Source organism: Synechococcus lacustris Maggiore-St4-Slac (assembly GCF_024345595.1).
Lineage (GTDB): Bacteria > Cyanobacteriota > Cyanobacteriia > PCC-6307 > Cyanobiaceae > Synechococcus_D > Synechococcus_D lacustris.
This window is the reverse complement of record NZ_JAGQBK010000003.1, coordinates 71,354-88,819: the sequence shown is the minus strand read 5'-3', so window position 1 is coordinate 88,819 and position 17,466 is coordinate 71,354. Positions and strand designations below refer to the sequence as shown.

The following is a 17,466-nucleotide window of genomic DNA, read 5'->3' as shown; positions in this document are numbered from 1 at the left end:
GTTTCTTCTCAGGTTTCGCTTGATTTCATCCACCACCGTTGACTCCCGTAGCCGCGGCAAATCCGCAAACAGTTGCCATCCTTGGAGCCACCGGAGCTGTGGGCCAAGAGCTGCTTGCTTTATTGAAGGAACGCGCCTTTCCAATTAAGGAATTAAGGCTGCTGGCCTCCCCCCGCTCAGCCGGAGCTTTGTTGCCATGGCAGGGGCAAAACCTAGAGGTGCAGCCCGTTAGTGCAGCAGCTTTGCAAGGGGTTGATCTGTTGCTGGCATCAGCTGGGGGTTCGGTGTCGCGCCAGTGGGCGCCATTGGCGGTGGAGCAGGGGGCTGTAGTTATCGATAACTCAAGCGCCTTTCGGCTTGATCCAGAGGTGCCTTTGGTGGTGCCGGAAGTTAATCCGCAGGCGGCCCTGCAGCACAAGGGAATAATCGCCAATCCAAATTGCACCACGATCCTGCTCAGTTTGGTGTTAGCCCCCTTAGCGGCGCGGCGGCCTTTGAAAAGGGTGATAGTGAGCACCTACCAATCCGCCAGTGGTGCAGGCGCGAGGGCCATGGAAGAGTTGCGGGAATTGAGCAGCACCGTGCTTGCTGGCGGCGAACCGGTAAGTGAGGTTTTGCCCTATTCCTTGGCCTTCAATTTGTTTTTGCATAATTCCGCTCTGCAGGCCAATGGCTATTGCGAAGAGGAGTTGAAAATGCTTAACGAAACCCGCAAAATAATGGGCCTAAGCAATCTTTGTTTAAGTGCCACCTGCGTGCGGGTGCCGGTATTGCGGGCCCATTCGGAGGCGGTGAATTTGGAATTTGAACAACCCTTTCCGGTGCAGGAAGCGCGGGAGCTATTGGCGGCAGCGCCAGGGTTGGAATTGATCGAAGATTTTGCCGCTAACCGCTTCCCAATGCCCAGTGATGTAACCGGTCGCGATGCTGTGGCGGTGGGTCGTATTCGCCAGGATTTAAGCAATCCAAATGCCCTTGAACTATGGCTTTGTGGTGATCAAATCCGCAAGGGAGCGGCTTTGAATGCCATTCAGATCGCTGAATTACTGCAGGGGATAGGGCGATGAGCAGTGCCGTATTTGGTCGTTTGGTAACGGCGATGGTTACCCCATTCGATGCTGATGGGGCCGTTGACCTCGGTTTGGCTGGCCGCTTGGCCCATCACCTGGTGGAGCATGGTTCCGACGCCCTGGTGGTGTGTGGCACCACTGGTGAATCACCCACCCTTTCCTGGGATGAACAACATGCCCTGTTGCAGGCAGTGCACTTGGCGGTTGCTGGAAAGGCCAAGGTTTTAGCCGGCACAGGCAGTAATTGCACCGCCGAAGCGGTGGAAGCAACCCGGCAGGCCGCAGCCCTTGGCGCCGATGGTGCCCTTGTGGTGGTGCCTTATTACAACAAGCCACCCCAGGAGGGTATGGAAGCCCATTTCGCCGCGGTGGCGGAAGCGGCAGCTGATTTGCCTTTGATGCTCTACAACATTCCCGGCAGAACAGGTGCCAGCCTGGCGCCTGAAACAACGGCTCGTTTGCTGCGTTATTCCAATGTGGTTGCCTACAAAGCAGCCAGTGGCAGTGTTGATGAGGTGAGCCAGCTGCGGGCTGTTTGCGGAGATCGGTTGGCTATTTACAGCGGCGACGACTCATTAACTTTGCCCATGTTGGCCCTCGGAGCCGTTGGTGTTGTGAGTGTGGCAAGCCACTTGGTGGGCGAGGAATTGCAACAGATGATCCAAGCGTTTCTTGCCGGTGAAGTGCAAAAGGCCCTCGCCATCCATGAGCGTCTATTACCATTGATGAAAGGTTTGTTTTGCAGCAGTAATCCAATTCCTCTTAAAGCGGCCCTAGAGCTGGAGGGCTGGCCAGTTGGCTCCGCCCGATTGCCATTGCTACCCGCCTCTAATGCCGTGCGGGAATCCTTAGCTGTTTTACTTGCCGCCCTGCGTCCTACCTGACCTCAAGGCGATGGGCAGCTGCTCATTATCTTTTCAACCAACTAATTTTTTAAAAGGTTTCTATGGCTACTTCCGCAACATCTGCAACCAAAACCCCCGCCCTACGGGTGATTCCCTTAGGTGGATTGCATGAGATTGGTAAAAACACCTGCGTATTTGAATACGGCGATGATTTGATGATGGTGGATGCGGGCCTCGCCTTTCCAAGCGATGGTATGCATGGCGTTAATGTGGTGATGCCAGATACAAGTTATTTAAGAGAAAATCAAAAACGTATCCGTGGCATGATTGTTACCCACGGCCACGAAGATCACATCGGCGGCATATCCCATCACCTCAAGCATTTTAATATTCCTATTATTTATGGGCCCCGCTTAGCCCTTTCGCTGCTCGAGGGCAAGATGGCAGAAGCCGGTGTGGCAGATCGCACCACACTGCAAACAGTTGCACCACGGGATGTGGTGAAAGTTGGCCAACATTTTAAAGTTGAATTCATCCGCAACACCCACTCAATTGCCGATAGTTTTTCATTGGCGATCACAACCCCAGTGGGTGTTGTGGTATTCACAGGTGATTTCAAATTTGATCACACCCCTGTGGATGGTGAGTATTTCGATATTCAGCGCATGGCCCAATACGGCGAGCAGGGTGTGCTCTGCATGTTTAGTGATTCCACCAATGCTGAACTGCCTGGTTTCACCCCTTCTGAGCGGGCCGTATTCCCCAATCTCGATCGCCATGTGGGCAGTGCAGAAGGCCGCGTGTTGATCACAACATTTGCTAGTTCAGTGCATCGGGTATCGATGATTCTTGAGCTGGCGCTTAAGCATGGCCGCAAGGTTAGTTTGCTTGGCCGTTCGATGCTCAACGTGATTGCTAAGGCCCGGGAATTGGGTTATATCCGCTGCCCAGATGATCTATTTGTGCCAATTAAGCAAATACGCGATCTGCCCGATCGTGAAACGCTTTTATTGATGACAGGTAGCCAAGGTGAAACCCTCGCTGCCCTCAGCCGCATCTCCCGTTGTGAGCACCCCCAGGTGCAGGTTAAATCCACCGACAAAATCATCTTTTCAGCCAGCCCAATTCCAGGTAACACGATCTCTGTTGTTAACACGATCGATCGCTTGATGATGCTCGGTGCCAAGGTGGTTTATGGCAAAGGCGAAGGTATTCACGTTTCAGGTCACGGCAGCCAAGAGGATCAAAAGTTGATGCTTGCCCTAACAAGGCCCCGCTTCTTTGTGCCTGTGCATGGTGAACATCGCATGTTGATGTGCCATTCCCGCACCGCTCAATCTATGGGTGTGCCTGAGGAAAATATATTAATCATCGATAACGGTGATGTGGTTGAGCTCACCCCAGATTCAATTCGTAAGGGTGATCCAGTGAAGGCTGGTATCGAATTGCTTGATAATTCCCGCAACGGTATTGTTGATGCGCGCGTTTTAAAAGAACGCCAGCAATTAGCAGGTGATGGTGTGATCACCCTTCTTGTTGCCATCAGCACTGAAGGCTTGATGGTGGCTCCACCACGGGTGAATCTGCGCGGTGTGGTTACCACTGCTGATCCCCGCAAGATGTCGATGTGGGCTGAGCGGGAAGTGGGCTGGGTATTGGAAAACCGTTGGAATCAGTTATCACGCAACACCGGTGGTAATGCCCCCGATGTGGATTGGGTGGGTGTGCAACGGGAAATCGAGGTTGGTTTACAGCGGCGCATGAGGCGTGAATTGCAGGTGGAGCCAATGATTATTTGTTTGGTGCAGCCAGCCCCAGCTGGTACGCCTGCTTATAAATCTAAAAATCCTGTAGAAGATCGCACCCCCGTAACTCGGGCGGCAAGGGAGGAACGGGATCGTCCCCAGCAAGCTAAGCCTGAAGCTCAGGTAGTTGCTCAAACTGAGGAAGATAATCGCCAGCGCCGCCGTCGCCCCAGCGCAACGGTGGGTTGATAAGCCATAGATAGTGTTTGTTCCAACTCAGAATTTGCTGTTTTGCCAATTCCATTTGATTGGCACCACGGCTGATTTCAAGTTGCGGCCAAAGCTGATTTAACTGCTCAACGCCAAGGGGTTCAACCCCCTGGCGTTGCAACCAGTTCAACAAAAGTAGTTCGCGATTTACCTGGCCGATGGCCATAAGTTCTCTTCGCTTCAGTTTTTGATCCGCCCCAAGTAAAGTTTGTAGGGCAAGATCTAGTAATTGCTGCTGGCTTTCTTCTTCTGCCTCAAATCGTTCTGCCATTGCAGCGATCCGCCTGGTGGCACCTGGATGTAGTTGCTCTAGCACCGGTAATACTTCAGCGCGGATGCGATTACGGCTAAAGCGCGGATCTGTGTTGCTTGGATCTAGCCAGATTGGCAGCCCTAATTCTGCGCAGATGCGGCTGGTGTCCGATCTTGAAAAGCAGAGTAAGGGCCTTACCAAAGTTATATTTTCAACCAGGGTTCTTGCGCTACTAAGGCTTGCTAAGCCTTTGCGGTGGCTGCCCCGGGCCAGATGCAACAGCACGGTTTCGCTGCGGTCGGTGGCGGTGTGGGCTGTGAGCACATGGCTGCAAGCCAATGCCTTGGCTTGTTTTTCAAGGCAGCTGTAGCGCCATTCACGGGCGGCGGCTTCAGTGTGAATCGGTGTTTGCCAACTATCGCAATGGCTTTCTATTTCTTGGCTTTCTGCCCATTGCAATAGTTGTTCTGCCTGTTGGTTTGCTTCCTGCCGCCAGCGGTGGTTGCCATGCCAAATATGTAAACACCAGTGGTGCAGCCGTTTTAGATCCAGCAGCAAGCCTGCTAGTGCCATTGAATCCTGGCCGCCGGATACGGCCAGCAGCAGCCGCGCCCCTTGGGGTAGCAGCAGCGGCTGCCGTAATAGCTGTTGATGCAGCCGCAAATGATCGGCACTCCAGCGGGGTGCCATAGCTTGCGTGGGAGAATTAATGATCTGCATCTAACACCTGCATGTTGCTTCCTAACTTGCTTAAAGCTGCCCTAAACGAGCAACGCCTGCTCAAAGTGATAGCTGGCCTTGCCAATTTTGATCCAGCTTCTGTGGCAATGGTGGCTAGGGCGGCGGCTGCAGGTGGGGCGGATTTAATTGATGTGGCCTGTGATCCAGCCATCGTTCAGCTGGCTGCAGCCGAATCAGGCTTACCAATCTGTGTTTCGGCGGTGGATCCTGAACTATTTCCTGCGGCGGTAGCAGCGGGGGCAACGCTGCTGGAAATCGGCAACTACGACAGCTTCTATGCCCAGGGCCGTGTATTCAGCGGCGCTGAAGTGCTTGAACTCACCAGGCGCACAAAGGCTTTGCTACCCCAGCTCAGCCTTTCGGTAACGGTGCCCCACACCATGGCCCTTGATCAACAGGAGCAGCTGGCCATTGAGTTGGTGGCGGCAGGAGCTGACCTAATCCAAACAGAAGGTGGCACCAGTGCTCGGCCATATAGCGCTGGCATACAAGGCTTAATTGAAAAAGCAGCACCCACCCTGGCTGCAGCCCACTGCATCAGCCGGGCGGTGCAGGTGCCAGTGCTTTGTGCATCTGGCTTATCAGCCACAACCTTGCCCATGGCCCAGGCCGCTGGTGCCGCAGGCGTTGGTGTGGGATCGGCAGTTAATCGCCTGAGCGATGAAATTGCCATGCTGGCGGTGGTGCGTGGTTTACGGGAGGCGCTCGTGGCTAGGGTTTCACTTACACATCAACGCTGAGCTAACAGGTGACTGGCTTTGACTGGTTGTTGCAGTGGCCGATTCGCGCATTAGTGCTGCTTTTAATTGCCAGTTTGCCCCTTGGGGTGGAATTCGAAGGCTTTGGCGCTGCGCTGCTATCAGCTGGCGCCATTGGTTTATTGGGTAGTTTGTTAACTTTGCCATTAAAAGCATTATTTTTATTGCCATGGGCTGTAACAAGCTTAGGTGGTTTAATTCAACCGATCAGTTTGTTGTTTAATTGGCTTATTACGGCAATTCTATTTGGTTTAGCAGCTGGTTTTGTGGATGGTTTCCGCCTGAAAAATGGTGTATTTAGCGCAATTCTTGGTTCTTTGGCTTACAGCATCATCAGCATGGTTGTTTTGTCTTTAGTATTTGGTGCCATCTGATTGGCCCCGGTGGATTTCCGCCTTCAAGCTCCCTATAGCCCCAATGGCGATCAGCCCACTGCCATTGAAACCTTGGTTAAGGGCATGGATGATGGCGAGCGATATCAAACATTGCTTGGTGCCACTGGCACCGGCAAAACTTTTTCGATTGCCAATGTGATCCAGCGCACCGGCCGGCCGGCTTTGGTGTTAGCCCATAACAAAACCCTTGCGGCACAGCTATGTAATGAATTGCGGGAGTTTTTCCCGCAAAATGCAGTTGAATATTTTATTTCTTACTATGATTATTATCAGCCTGAGGCGTATGTGCCTGTTTCTGATACATATATTGCAAAAACAGCATCAATAAATGAAGAGATTGATATGTTGCGCCACTCGGCAACGCGTTCGTTATTTGAGCGGCGCGATGTGATAGTAGTGGCATCAATTAGTTGTATATATGGTTTGGGTATTCCCTCTGAATATTTAAAAGCTGCGGTGCCATTTAAGGTGGGAGATAATTTAAATCTACGTTCTTCATTGCGGGAATTGGTTAATAATCAATACACCCGTAACGACACTGAAATTGCCCGCGGTCGCTTTCGCGTTAAAGGTGATGTGTTGGAAATTGGCCCTGCCTATGAAGATCGTTTGGTGCGGATTGAACTATTTGGCGATGAGGTGGAAGCGATCCGTTATGTGGATCCAACAACTGGTGAGATTCTACAAAGTTTAGAAGCAATTAATATCTATCCAGCCAAACACTTTGTAACACCAAAAGATCGTTTAGATGGTGCGATTGCTGAAATTCGCGCTGAGTTGCGCATGCGTTTAGATGAATTGCAAGGCCAGGGCAAATTACTAGAAGCGCAGCGGCTTGAACAACGCACCACCTACGACCTTGAAATGCTGCAACAGGTGGGTTATTGCAATGGTGTGGAAAATTATGCTCGGCATCTAGCTGGTAGGCAGGCCGGTACACCACCTGAATGTTTGATTGATTACTTCCCTAAGGATTGGCTTTTAGTTGTGGATGAAAGCCATGTTACCTGCTCGCAATTACATGCCATGTATAACGGTGATAGGGCCCGCAAACAGGTATTGATAGACCATGGCTTTCGTTTACCTAGTGCCGCTGATAATCGCCCCTTAAAAGCAGAGGAATTTTGGCAAAAAGCGCAGCAAACAATATTTGTTAGCGCAACGCCAGGCAATTGGGAACTAGAGATTTCTAACGGCAATGTGGCAGAACAGGTAATCCGCCCCACGGGTGTGCTTGATCCGATTGTTGAAGTGAGGCCAACCGGCGGCCAGGTGGATGATTTATTAGGTGAAATACGTGTGCGCGCTGATCGCAAGGAAAGGGTACTAATAACAACCCTAACGAAACGAATGGCAGAAGATTTAACAGATTATTTAGCTGAAAACCAGGTAAAAGTGCGTTATTTGCATTCTGAAATCCATTCGATTGAACGGATTGAAATCATTCAAGATTTGCGTAATGGTGAATATGATGTGTTGGTGGGTGTGAACTTATTGAGGGAGGGTTTAGATCTGCCTGAAGTTTCTTTAGTGGCCATACTAGATGCTGACAAGGAAGGTTTTTTGCGGGCTGAGCGCTCATTAATTCAAACCATTGGTAGGGCAGCGCGCCATGTGGATGGCAAGGCACTCCTATATGCAGATAATCTTACTGATTCGATGGCTAAGGCAATTACTGTTACTGAACAACGCCGGGCTGTTCAACATGCATATAACCTTAAACATGGTATTACGCCAACGGCAGCGGGCAAAAGATCGATTGGTAATAACCCAATCCTTGCTTTTCTTGAGATGTCGCGCAAATTAAATGATGATCAACTTACAGAGGCGGTTGAAGTTGCCCAACACAATGGAGTGCCTTTGGAAGCATTACCTGAGTTGATTACACAATTAGAGGAAAAAATGAAAACAGCAGCGGCAAAACTTGATTTCGAAGCAGCAGCTAGTTTGCGTGATCAAATCAAAAAGCTGCGCCAAAAGTTAGTGGGGAGAAGTTAACTTTAAATGGCTAAAGTTGCAAGGAAAGCAATTAGTTATCCCTGTTGCCTTCATTGATGATTGTGGCCGCCCACATTGCACTAGCGGGGCCAAGCAAAATTCCATTGCGGTAGTGGCCTGCCATTAGGCATAAACCCGGCAGTAATTGTTCAAGCACCGGCGCTGGTTGCCCCATTGGTTGGGCCCTCACACCTTGCCAATGGCGTATTACTTTTGCTTGATTTAGCCATTCTGGAGCAGCCCCATTCAGCTGCTGCATATCTTTTAATGCATCGATAGATCCTGCTTGATTTTGATTTAAGCCCGGCTCTAGGGTGGCACCAAGCCAAAGATGATTATCCGGCCGTGGCACCAAATTAATGCCATCCCAATTGATGCTTTGCTGTAAATTTATTCCAGCCGGAAGTTTTAATTCAAGCGCCTGGCCCAACACTGGTTGCATCGCAAGATTATTTGTATTACTTAAACCCAGCGGCGCTAATAACTCAGTGCTTTCAAGCCCTGCGCAAACCATAAGCCAATCATATTTTTCATTATCTTTGTTGTTTGCCTCCAAGCTCAGTTGCCAGCTCCCATTAATTTGAGTTAACTCGCTAACTTTGCTATTAATATATTGCAAGCCATTATTTTGGCCATCTAGTAGTAATTCCTTCATCCATTCAGTTGGATCTAGTTGGCCATCCCTACTGCTCCAGATCCCTCCAATCAGCCCCTCTGATAGGGGTGGCAGCACACCTGATTCCACCTGCTCTTTGAGGGCAGCTGCATTGAATATCTCCATGCCAATGCCCTGCTTGCTGCGCTCTTCGGCCAGCATTTGATATTTCTGCCATTGATTGCAGTTATTTGTTAGTAGCCATAGGCCGCGATTGATTTTTGCTTGATAGCCGGCGCCTTGCAAATGTTGTTGCCACTCGCCAAATAGCTGCATTGATTGTTGCCTAAGCCTCCAGCTGCGGCCGCTGCTGCGCTGAAATACATCGGCCATCAAAAGCCCTAAGGCTGCAGAACTGCCACCTGAATTAGTAGATATTAAAGTTACATTATGGCCCTGTTTTGTTAGCAGCCAGGCTGTGCAACGGCCAACGAAGCCAGCGCCAATAACAGCAACCTTTTTTTGTTTATTGATTAAATTCAGTTGAGCGCTGCGCTTGGGATTACTTCGGCGTAGGCGCCAAAACCACTGGCAACACGGATGTAGTTCTTGCTGAGGCTATTGCCATCTTGCAAGCGTGCTGATTCGTCTAATTCCGCCAATGATTCTTTCAATGCGTTAGCTCTTTTGATTGCTTCGGCGCGATCTGCTGGCAGTAGCCGTTGGTTGATGTAGCTCATTTCACGGCTCACCTCTTGCATGGGGCCATGGATCAAATTACGGGTAAACACCCAATTCTTTTCATTCACCAAAGTTGCCAGTTCCGGCAGGCGCTCCTTAGCAGCTAGGAAACCTTTGGCCTGGCGGCCGATGGTGGCCATATCCTCAGGGCTGATCGTGGCTGCTGCCTTGGCATTAGCGCCATCACAGGCGCTTAAACCAATGCTGAGCACAAACGCAAGGCCCCATAGGGCAAGGCGACGCAGGGCAGACACCATTATTAGAAGGCTGGATGGGAGCGAGTTTACCGGCCCCTTCCCTCAGTTCTCACCGTAGATATGAAATTTGACCCCCACCATTGCTACGACGCCCTTGTGGTGGGTAGTGGTGCCACCGGTGCCGTTGCCGCCCAAACCCTGGCCCAACAGGGTTTAAGTGTGCTGGTGCTGGAGGCCGGCGCTGATAAATCCGTGGGCGAGGCCCTTGGGGCAGAACCGTTAAATAGCCTGCGGCGCTTGGCACACCTCAGTGCTGGCCACCATTTGCTGCAAAGCCAGCACCCTGGCTATTGGAAAAACAACCCCAACCTCTATGTAAACGAACAGCAAAACCCATACACCACCCCCGCTGATCAGCCTTTTCTTTGGACCCGTGGCCGCCAGGTGGGCGGTAAAAGCCTTAGTTGGGGTGGTATCACCCTGCGGCTTTCCGATAATGAATTCAACCAGGCCTGGCCCTTAAACCACAGCGAACTAAGCCCCCACTACAGCGCCCTGGAGCAACAGCTGGGGGTATGGGGTGGCCGCGATGGTTTGGAACTGTTGCCCGATGGTGAATTCGCCCCGCCAGCTGCCTTCACACCGGGGGAATTGCATTTGCAAAGCGCCTGCAAGCAATTGGGTTTGCCCTTTATTGCTTCCCGCGGTTTTCCGCGCCACCAAGCCAAACGGGATGGGTGTTGGCCCCGCTATAGCGCCCAGGGTGGTGCCCTTGCTGCTGCCCTGGCCACCGGTTTAGTAACCCTGCGCAGTGGTGCGGTTGTTGCCGAGCTGTTGCTATCGCCAAGCCAAGATCAACTTGAGGGGGTGTTGTTTATTGATGCCACCAGCGGTGCCATGCACCGCGCCAAGGCAAAGCTGGTTGTGCTTTGCGCTTCCACAATCGAAAGCCTGCGCTTGCTGTTGCTTTCTCGGGATGATCGCTGCAGTAAAGGTTTGATCGATCCCCATGGCCTGATCGGTTTGGGCTTGATGGATCATGTGTCTGTTGCCCGCTTTTTTGCTTTGCCAGCCCAGGCGCCAGCGCCTTTGGGTACGGGTTTATCGGGGGCTGAAAGCGCTTTCATTCCCAATACCGGCGAGGGCTATGGCCTGTGGTGTGGCGTGCAGCGCTTTGCTCCACCTGCTTTATTGCGCCGTGATCCAAAGGCGGCAATTGGTTTTTTGATTGGCCATGGGGAGGTGCAGCCAAATCCCAGCAACCGCGTTTGCCTTGATCATGGCCGTTGTGATGCATGGGGTTTACCGGTGGCCCATATCGCCATGGCTTGGGGCACGGCAGAACAAACCCTGGTGAATTTGATGCTCAGCCGCATGCAAACGGTGGTGCAGGCGGCGGGCGGTGAAATCAAACCCATCGAAGATTTGTTCCGCTTGGCATTGATCGAACCATGGCTAACGGCTAGTGCCGCCGGCTCCCAGGCGGTGCCACCACCCGGCTACTACATCCATGAATTAGGTGGTGCACCCATGGGCGATAACCCTGAGCGATCAGTGCTGGATCGTTGGAATCGTTTTCACACCTGCAGCAACCTGTTGGTTACCGATGGCAGTTGTTGGCCTAGATCCGGTTGGCAAAGCCCAACGCTCACCTCAATGGCCCTCACCAGGCGGGCTTGCTTGGCTGCTATCTCAAGGCAGTGATAGCAAGGGCTAATTCTTGTTCATTTCATCATTGCAAGCTGTTAGCATTGAATGATTCAGATGTTGGTTGACCTACATGGAGGCTTTGGCTGAATATTTCAAGGTTTTTAGCGAGCCCAATCGCCTCACAGTTTTGAGTGCTTTACAGGAAGGGCCTCGAAACGTAACCGCGGTTGTTCAAGAAACTGGTTTGAGCCAGGCGTTGGTTTCTAAACATTTAAAGCTACTTACGATTGCAGGTGTTGTTGCTAGAAAGCCAGAGGGCAGCCTGGTGTTTTATCAAGTGTTAGACCATGGTATTTTTAATTTATTGGCATCAGCAGAAAAGCATTTAGTTGCCTCGCGTGAGCAGCAACTTCAGGCACTTCGAGTTGCAATTTAGCACTTTTTATGAATTCACAAATAAATAATCAGCGAACCAATTTGCTCAGCAAAAAAGCAACGGCGATCTTTCAATTAATCTGCCCCGATCGCCCTGGTTTGGTGAGTGAAATATCGGGTTGGGTGGCAGCTAATGGGGGCAATATCCGCCACGCTGATCACCACACTGATGGCGGTGCTGGTTTATTTCTTAGCAGGATCGAATGGGATCTAGATGGTTTTGGCCTGCCCCGGCAGGCGATTCCTGCGGCGGCCACTGCTCTGGCCCAGCGGCTTGGTGGTGAAGGCCAATTGCACTTTTCCGATCATCTGCCCCGAGTGGCCCTATTTGTTAGTAAGCAAGACCATTGCCTGCTCGATCTGCTCTGGCGCACTAAGGCTGGTGAATTGCTGATGCAGGTGCCCCTGGTGATTAGTAATCATCCGGATTTGCGGCAAATAGCTGAGGATTTTGGCGCCAGGTTTGAGCTGCTTGAAATCAATGCCGCCACAAAAGCAGAAGTAGAGCAATGTCAATTAGCTTTATTGAAGGAAGAAGCAATTGAGCTGGTGGTGCTTGCTAAATACATGCAGGTGTTAAGCGCTAATTTTTTACAGAATTTTCCAGAGGTAATAAATATCCACCATTCCTTTCTGCCGGCTTTCACGGGAGCGCGGCCCTACCAAAGGGCTTGGGAGCGTGGTGTGAAATTGATTGGTGCCACCGCCCACTACGTAACGGAAGATTTAGATGCAGGGCCGATCATTGAGCAGGCCACTGTCCATGTGAGCCACCGGGATGATGTGGAGGATTTAATCCGCAAGGGAAGGGATATGGAACGGCTAGCCCTAGCCCGTGCCCTGCGTTTGCATCTATGCCACCAGGTGATGGTTTCCCGCGGTCGCACGGCGGTGTTTGACTAGCTTGATGGGTTTTGCAGCAATAACAAACTGGCTGCGCTGCCAACGGCCCGCAGCCGCTACGGCCTCAGGCTGGATTGCATTTCAATTGGGCGTTTTGCTGCTGGCCAGCAGCCTTTTGCTGGCGGTACCCCCATTGTTTTGGGCATTGCTGCAGGGCAGCCGTTGCCATAGGCGGCCGTGGTGGAGCGACAAGTTAAATCGTGTATTTGCCTTAATTGCTGGCTTGATGTTGCTTAGTGCCCCCTGGGCCCATAGCGGTTGGTTGGCTTGGGTGGGTTTAGGTAATTGGCTGCCATTTTTTTGGGGTTTTTGGGGTTTTCAGCCCTACATGGCAACAGCTGCGGCAAGGCGAAGGGTGGCGCTGTTATTTATCGCTAGCACCATGCCGGTATTGATAACGGGTATTGGTCAATTATTTTTCGGTTGGAGTGGCCCCTGGCAAGCCCTGGGTGGTTTATTGATCTGGCATATGGCGCCAGGTGGTATGCCACTGGGTCGCCTTTCTGGTTTATTTGATTATGCCAATATTACGGCAGCTTGGTTGTCATTTAGTTGGCCCTTATTACTTGCTGCTGCATTGGAAAGTTGGCGCCGCTTTCCCTGGTTGTTGCTGTTGGTTGTTAGTCATGTTGGCTGCCTATATCTCACGGATTCCCGTAATGGCTGGGGTGCAGCTGTGTTGGCAGTGCCATTGCTGTTGGGGCCAGGCCGTTGGTTGTGGTTGATGCCACTGTTGCTGCTATTACTGCTGCCGGTGCTCTTTGCAGTGTTGCCTGGGGTGCCGGAACTATTGCAAAACGGCTGCCGTTTTTTAGTGCCGGAAGCAATCTGGGTTCGCCTTAGTGATATCGCCTTTAGCGATCGACCAATGGCATCAACCCGCTTGGGTCAATGGCAGGTGGCGGCTGGTTTAGTGGCGGAGAGGCCCTGGTTGGGTTGGGGCGCTGCTGCATTCAGCTTGATCTATCCAATTCGCGCTGGCGTATGGCACGGCCATCCCCATAATTTGCCCCTTGATTTAGCCATCAGCCATGGCATGCCAGCTGCTTTATTGTTGATTGCCGTGGTGTTGTGGTTGTTGTTACGTGCAACTTGCCTAGGTATTAATCAAGCTGGCTTATTTGAACGGGCCTGGTGGGCTGCAGTATTGATACTTGTGCTGCTTCATGCAACTGATTTACCCCTATATGATGGCAGGGTTAATGTTGCTGGTTGGCTTTTATTGGCGGGATTACGGGCGGCTTGTTGGCCCCAGGGGTTTAAACCCAATTAATATTATTATTGCTCAAGCCAGTAATATTATTTAAAACTGCTATTAGCTCATCTTGATTATTTCCGGTGGTATTGAGGGAGCCGTTATTGTTGCGATCCCAATACAGTGAAAGGCTTCCGCTTGAAGTATTGAAGAGATAGCTGCCGCTCTTTAGTTGCAATTTATCGTCTACCAAGTTGAAGTCTTTAATGAGCGCATAATCAGCGTTGCCAAGGTTATTATTCTTGTAGTCGTTATAGAAAATACCTCGGCTATCTCCAAGTAGAAAAGTATCTTGGCCTGCTCCGCCTGTTAATACATCAATTTGACCCATGCCTAAGTCTTTTGCAGCAGTTCCTGTTTTTAGTACACCTGTAATGCTGTCGTTGCCAGTGCCCCCAGTGATGCTATCGCTGCTGTCAGTACCCCAAAGCGTTAGGTTTGTAACAGGATTTGGATCAGGTGTATTTTGTAATTTGGCTAAAGCGGCTGATACATCTAAGCGTCCACCACTAACAGTTTTACCCGCCAGTGATTGGGTTGCTGCTGTGCTATTCAGCAATGCTTCCTTGAGCTGGGCGCCTGTGGCTTGGGGTGCTGCTGCAGCCAATAATGCCAAAGCACCTGCCACATGTGGAGTAGCCATTGATGTTCCACTGAGGCTGCCATATTTATTTCCCGGCAGAGTGGAAAGGATTGAGGATCCTGGAGCTGCAATATCTACATTAACTAATCCATAATTAGAAAAGCTTGAAAGCGCCCCAGAACTTGTTATTGAGCCAACTGCAATTACGCTATTATTTGAGTAGTTTGATGGATAATTAGCGATAACGTCATTATTATCACCAATGCCATCATTGCCTCCATTGCCGGCTGCTGCCACAAATAGCAGGCCTTGGTCACTTGCCCTTTGGATACTGTTAGCGAGGGATTGTGAATAGCCATCTCCTCCCCAGGAGTTATTTGTACTAACAAAGCGACTGCTTTCGCCTCTTGCCTCGGCTTGAATTTTAGCTGTTGTAAAGTAATCAATTGCCGCTACCGCAGATAAAAGGCTGCCACTACCGTTAGATGACATAAATTTTAAGGGGACCATTTGAGTTTGCCAATTAACCCCAGTTACGCCAATGGCGTTACCACCCATTGCCCCAATAGTGCCCGCAACATGGGTGCCATGGCCATTATCATCAAATGGATCGTTGTCTTTGTTAGCAAAATCCCAACCAATTAAATCATCGATATAGCCATTGCTGTCGTTGTCTTTGCCATCTTCCCAGCCAGCACGGTTATCGAGTAGATCGCCTGCATCAATGTAACCATTTTTGTTCCAATCTATTAATTTAGTGGAGCTATTCGAAAGATTTTGGGAATCATTTAGGTCGCGAAAGCTAATTAAGCCATCATTATTTACGTCTTTAAGATTACCAAAGAAACTTAGATTTCTGAGTTCACCTTGATTCAGCCACACATTAAGATAAAGATCTTGATGGGTGTAGTCGATACCTGTATCAACAACACCTGTTACTACTTTTGAACTGCCAACCAGATTTTTATCCCAGGCGGAAACCGCCTTTATCCCAAAGCCACTGGCCTGCATTCCCCACATCGAATTAATACTTGGATCATTACTAATTAGTTGAATGTGCACCTCTTGATTTGGTTCGGTAAATATCACTTCTGGTTGTTTTTTAAAAGCAGCTTGTAATTCTTTTACTTCCCTATTGCCCTGGCGATCCTTAACAAGTTCAAGCACTCCAGATCCACTTGCCTGCATTGCTTTGCTGTGAAAACTACTGATAACTTCTGTATTCAGTTCAGCATGCACCGCCTTTCGCTCAGTTGCTGATGCTTTCTCACTCCACTGAACCAACAGTTCATTGTTTCTTATTTCATGCCTAGCTTGGTAAGCACTGTCTTCAGGAGCCAATGGGTTGTTTGGCTGCAATTTCTTTTTTTGAACTATTGAGTTGCTTTTGGCTTGGATCTTGCCCAAAAATTTTGCGGCTTTGAAGCTTTCCATAGTGGGTTCGTAATTTCCTTTATTATATCCATCAAAGGCCTGTTAGGGATGTATCGCGATGTTTAAGCAAAGTTGATTTTGGCAATGGCCCTTCCAGGTGATCCCAGGGCAGCCATCTACTTGGCTGCCAATTGCCGTGGATCAGCTGCTGCCAGGCGGGTAGGGGAACGCCATGGTTTTGATTTTGGCTTGCAAGTTCTCGATAGGCTTTTTTCCAGCCGCCCAATTGTTCGTGATGGCCCCGCACCGCCACGATCACTGCAGCTAAACGCCGATCACTGCGGGAGATTAGGGTTTGGATCACACTCCAGCCGTAGCTTTCAGGCCGCAGCTCAATCCCCTTTGGTTGCAATCGTTTCGTTAAAAGCTTTAGGCGTTTTTCTGCCTCCGGCCTAAGGCCCTCCCACTGAAAAGGGGTGTGGGCCTTGGGTACAAAACTGCTTACGCCTAGGGAAAGGCGTAAACCTGGCGTTGCTTTTTTTAGGGCTATTAATAATTCAGCTGTGGCTTCTATATCAGCATCGGTTTCAGTGGGTAAACCAGCCATGCCATAAAGCTTTAGGGCAGATAGGCCACCTTCTTTTGCATAGCGGGCAGCTGCAAATATTTCATCCGTTGCTAATTTTTTATTCACCACCTCACGCATGCGTTCGCTGCCACTTTCGATTGCAATCGTGAGTGATTTACTACCGCGTTTGGCTAGTATTTCTGCTAACTGCGGCGTTACAGTGGCAGCTCTCACCGAACTAGCGCTAACCCTGGTGCCATCAAATTGATCCTGATTTAACCAGCTTAATAATTCACTGAACTGTGGATGTTGGGTAACGGATGCACCTAATAAACCAAGCCTTTTGGTTACCTTAAGGCCAAGTTCTACCGCTGGAATGAGGCCCTCATCTAAAGAGGGAGTGCGAAAAGGCAGGGTTAGGTAACTAGCGAGGCAAAACCTGCATAGTTCAGGGCAGCTGCGAACCACTTCCACCATATGGATTGATGGCCAGGCCGCCTCAGGTGTAATCACGCTGGAATGGCTAAGGGTGTTGCCGCGCCAGGTTTGTTTGCTAATCGTTGCTGGTATGCCAGCTTCTATCGGTTCAACTGCTATTAACTCCCCTGAATCGTTGTAGCTCGGTTGATAAAGGCTTGGCACATAGATGCCAGGCACTTTTGCTAATTGCCTAAGCAGCTCAACTCTTGGGGCAGTGCGCCATTGCTGCAGCGCATCAATAAATGCTGGTAGTAGATCTTCCCCATCTCCAAGGAGCACCACATCGAGGAATGGGGCTAATGGTTCGGGATTTGCGGTGAGCACAGGGCCACCACCAAAAACAAGCGGATCATCATTGCTGCGTTCATGGGCCCAGAGGGGAATTCGTTGTTGCTCGAGAAGATCAAGCAGCACCGGTGCATCTAATTCCCAGCTGAGCGAGAGGCCAAATAGGTTGCAATGGCGGTGAGGTGGATCACCTTGATCCGTGAATAAACGCCGCACATCTAGGTCAGGGCGTTTGGCAAGGGTTGCCCACACCACCTGATAACCCAGGCTTGTGATCCCAACGCTGTAGGTGCTAGGGAAAGCCAGCACTGTTTTTAGTGCC

Annotated in this window: 15 protein-coding genes; 10 read left to right on the top strand and 5 right to left on the bottom strand. The window is 50.5% G+C overall.

Going from position 1 to position 17,466, the window contains the following annotated elements; translation table 11 throughout:
* Nucleotides 1-38: 38 nt before the first annotated feature.
* The 3 genes from KBY68_RS03445 (at nt 39) to KBY68_RS03435 (ending at nt 3,909) form a co-directional block, all read left to right on the top strand.
* The gene (locus KBY68_RS03445; protein WP_106499022.1) at nt 39-1,067 is read left to right on the top strand and encodes an aspartate-semialdehyde dehydrogenase; all 1,029 of its coding nucleotides are present in this window, start codon (nt 39-41) and stop codon (nt 1,065-1,067) included.
* Nucleotides 1,064-1,954 (top strand): 4-hydroxy-tetrahydrodipicolinate synthase, encoded by an 891-nt coding sequence (gene dapA, locus KBY68_RS03440; RefSeq protein WP_106499021.1) that lies wholly within the window; start codon nt 1,064-1,066, stop codon nt 1,952-1,954. Before KBY68_RS03445 ends, dapA begins: the two co-directional genes overlap by 4 nt.
* A 62-nt stretch (nt 1,955-2,016) precedes the next feature.
* Nucleotides 2,017-3,909 carry a ribonuclease J gene (locus KBY68_RS03435; protein ID WP_106499020.1) on the top strand — a complete coding sequence of 631 codons (1,893 nt, stop codon included), beginning with the start codon at nt 2,017-2,019 and terminating at the stop codon, nt 3,907-3,909.
* Here the strand turns inward: KBY68_RS03435 and tilS are convergent.
* Entirely contained in the window at nt 3,827-4,903 is a 1,077-nt protein-coding gene (gene tilS, locus KBY68_RS03430) for a tRNA lysidine(34) synthetase TilS (RefSeq protein ID WP_255095905.1), read from the bottom strand. The genes KBY68_RS03435 and tilS overlap by 83 nt on opposite strands.
* 11 nt (nt 4,904-4,914) lie before the next feature.
* Between tilS and KBY68_RS03425 the strand changes: the two genes are divergently transcribed.
* The 3 genes from KBY68_RS03425 to uvrB are packed head-to-tail and all read left to right on the top strand — an operon-like array spanning nt 4,915 to nt 8,075.
* The gene (locus KBY68_RS03425) at nt 4,915-5,664 is read left to right on the top strand and encodes a DUF561 domain-containing protein (RefSeq protein WP_106499019.1); all 750 of its coding nucleotides are present in this window, start codon (nt 4,915-4,917) and stop codon (nt 5,662-5,664) included.
* Nucleotides 5,665-5,672: 8 nt separating this feature from the next.
* A complete protein-coding gene (locus tag KBY68_RS03420; protein WP_106499018.1) occupies nt 5,673-6,056 on the top strand; it encodes a phage holin family protein in 384 nt (127 codons plus the stop codon).
* A gap of 9 nt (nt 6,057-6,065) precedes the next feature.
* Entirely contained in the window at nt 6,066-8,075 is a 2,010-nt protein-coding gene (gene uvrB, locus KBY68_RS03415) for an excinuclease ABC subunit UvrB (protein WP_106499089.1), read from the top strand.
* Nucleotides 8,076-8,106: 31 nt separating this feature from the next.
* On the opposite strand, the gene KBY68_RS03410 is transcribed toward uvrB, so the two are convergent.
* Complete coding sequence (locus KBY68_RS03410; protein ID WP_255095995.1) at nt 8,107-9,177, bottom strand: NAD(P)/FAD-dependent oxidoreductase; 1,071 nt, start codon at nt 9,175-9,177, stop codon at nt 8,107-8,109.
* Nucleotides 9,178-9,209: 32 nt separating this feature from the next.
* Nucleotides 9,210-9,668 carry a photosystem II protein PsbQ gene (gene psbQ / locus KBY68_RS03405; RefSeq protein WP_106499016.1) on the bottom strand — a complete coding sequence of 153 codons (459 nt, stop codon included), beginning with the start codon at nt 9,666-9,668 and terminating at the stop codon, nt 9,210-9,212.
* Nucleotides 9,669-9,728: 60 nt separating this feature from the next.
* Here psbQ and KBY68_RS03400 point away from each other — a divergent pair, with 60 nt between their 5' ends.
* The 4 genes from KBY68_RS03400 to KBY68_RS03385 all read left to right on the top strand — a co-directional run bounded on the left by KBY68_RS03400 (nt 9,729) and on the right by KBY68_RS03385 (nt 13,869).
* Entirely contained in the window at nt 9,729-11,312 is a 1,584-nt protein-coding gene (locus tag KBY68_RS03400) for a GMC oxidoreductase (RefSeq protein WP_255095904.1), read from the top strand.
* 76 nt (nt 11,313-11,388) lie between these two features.
* Nucleotides 11,389-11,694 (top strand): ArsR/SmtB family transcription factor, encoded by a 306-nt coding sequence (locus tag KBY68_RS03395; RefSeq protein WP_255095994.1) that lies wholly within the window; start codon nt 11,389-11,391, stop codon nt 11,692-11,694.
* A gap of 8 nt (nt 11,695-11,702) precedes the next feature.
* Nucleotides 11,703-12,596: a formyltetrahydrofolate deformylase gene (purU, locus tag KBY68_RS03390; protein ID WP_255095903.1), complete on the top strand. Its 894-nt coding sequence runs from the start codon at nt 11,703-11,705 to the stop codon at nt 12,594-12,596.
* Nucleotides 12,597-12,600: 4 nt separating this feature from the next.
* Nucleotides 12,601-13,869 (top strand): O-antigen ligase family protein, encoded by a 1,269-nt coding sequence (locus tag KBY68_RS03385; protein ID WP_273436849.1) that lies wholly within the window; start codon nt 12,601-12,603, stop codon nt 13,867-13,869.
* Here KBY68_RS03385 and KBY68_RS03380 read toward each other — a convergent pair.
* Nucleotides 13,856-15,868, bottom strand: coding sequence for a S8 family peptidase (locus KBY68_RS03380; protein WP_255095902.1), 2,013 nt, complete (start codon nt 15,866-15,868; stop codon nt 13,856-13,858). The genes KBY68_RS03385 and KBY68_RS03380 overlap by 14 nt on opposite strands.
* 31 nt (nt 15,869-15,899) lie before the next feature.
* Nucleotides 15,900-17,453, bottom strand: a complete 1,554-nt coding sequence (locus KBY68_RS03375) for a B12-binding domain-containing radical SAM protein (protein ID WP_255095901.1) — start codon at nt 17,451-17,453, stop codon at nt 15,900-15,902.
* Between the last annotated feature and the right edge of the window lie 13 nt (nt 17,454-17,466).

Excerpts from the sequence above, each read along its gene's own strand:
- dapA (WP_106499021.1), top strand. The coding sequence starts at position 1,064 with ATGAGCAGTGCCGTATTTGGTCGTTTGGTAACGGCGATGGTTACCCCA.
- KBY68_RS03400 (WP_255095904.1), top strand. The coding sequence starts at position 9,729 with ATGAAATTTGACCCCCACCATTGCTACGACGCCCTTGTGGTGGGTAGT.
- KBY68_RS03395 (WP_255095994.1), top strand. The coding sequence starts at position 11,389 with ATGGAGGCTTTGGCTGAATATTTCAAGGTTTTTAGCGAGCCCAATCGC.
- KBY68_RS03435 (WP_106499020.1), top strand. The coding sequence starts at position 2,017 with ATGGCTACTTCCGCAACATCTGCAACCAAAACCCCCGCCCTACGGGTG.
- KBY68_RS03385 (WP_273436849.1), top strand. The coding sequence starts at position 12,601 with ATGGGTTTTGCAGCAATAACAAACTGGCTGCGCTGCCAACGGCCCGCA.
- KBY68_RS03425 (WP_106499019.1), top strand. The coding sequence starts at position 4,915 with ATGTTGCTTCCTAACTTGCTTAAAGCTGCCCTAAACGAGCAACGCCTG.
- KBY68_RS03380 (WP_255095902.1), bottom strand. The coding sequence starts at position 15,868 with ATGGAAAGCTTCAAAGCCGCAAAATTTTTGGGCAAGATCCAAGCCAAA.
- tilS (WP_255095905.1), bottom strand. The coding sequence starts at position 4,903 with ATGCAGATCATTAATTCTCCCACGCAAGCTATGGCACCCCGCTGGAGT.
- psbQ (WP_106499016.1), bottom strand. The coding sequence starts at position 9,668 with ATGGTGTCTGCCCTGCGTCGCCTTGCCCTATGGGGCCTTGCGTTTGTG.
- purU (WP_255095903.1), top strand. The coding sequence starts at position 11,703 with ATGAATTCACAAATAAATAATCAGCGAACCAATTTGCTCAGCAAAAAA.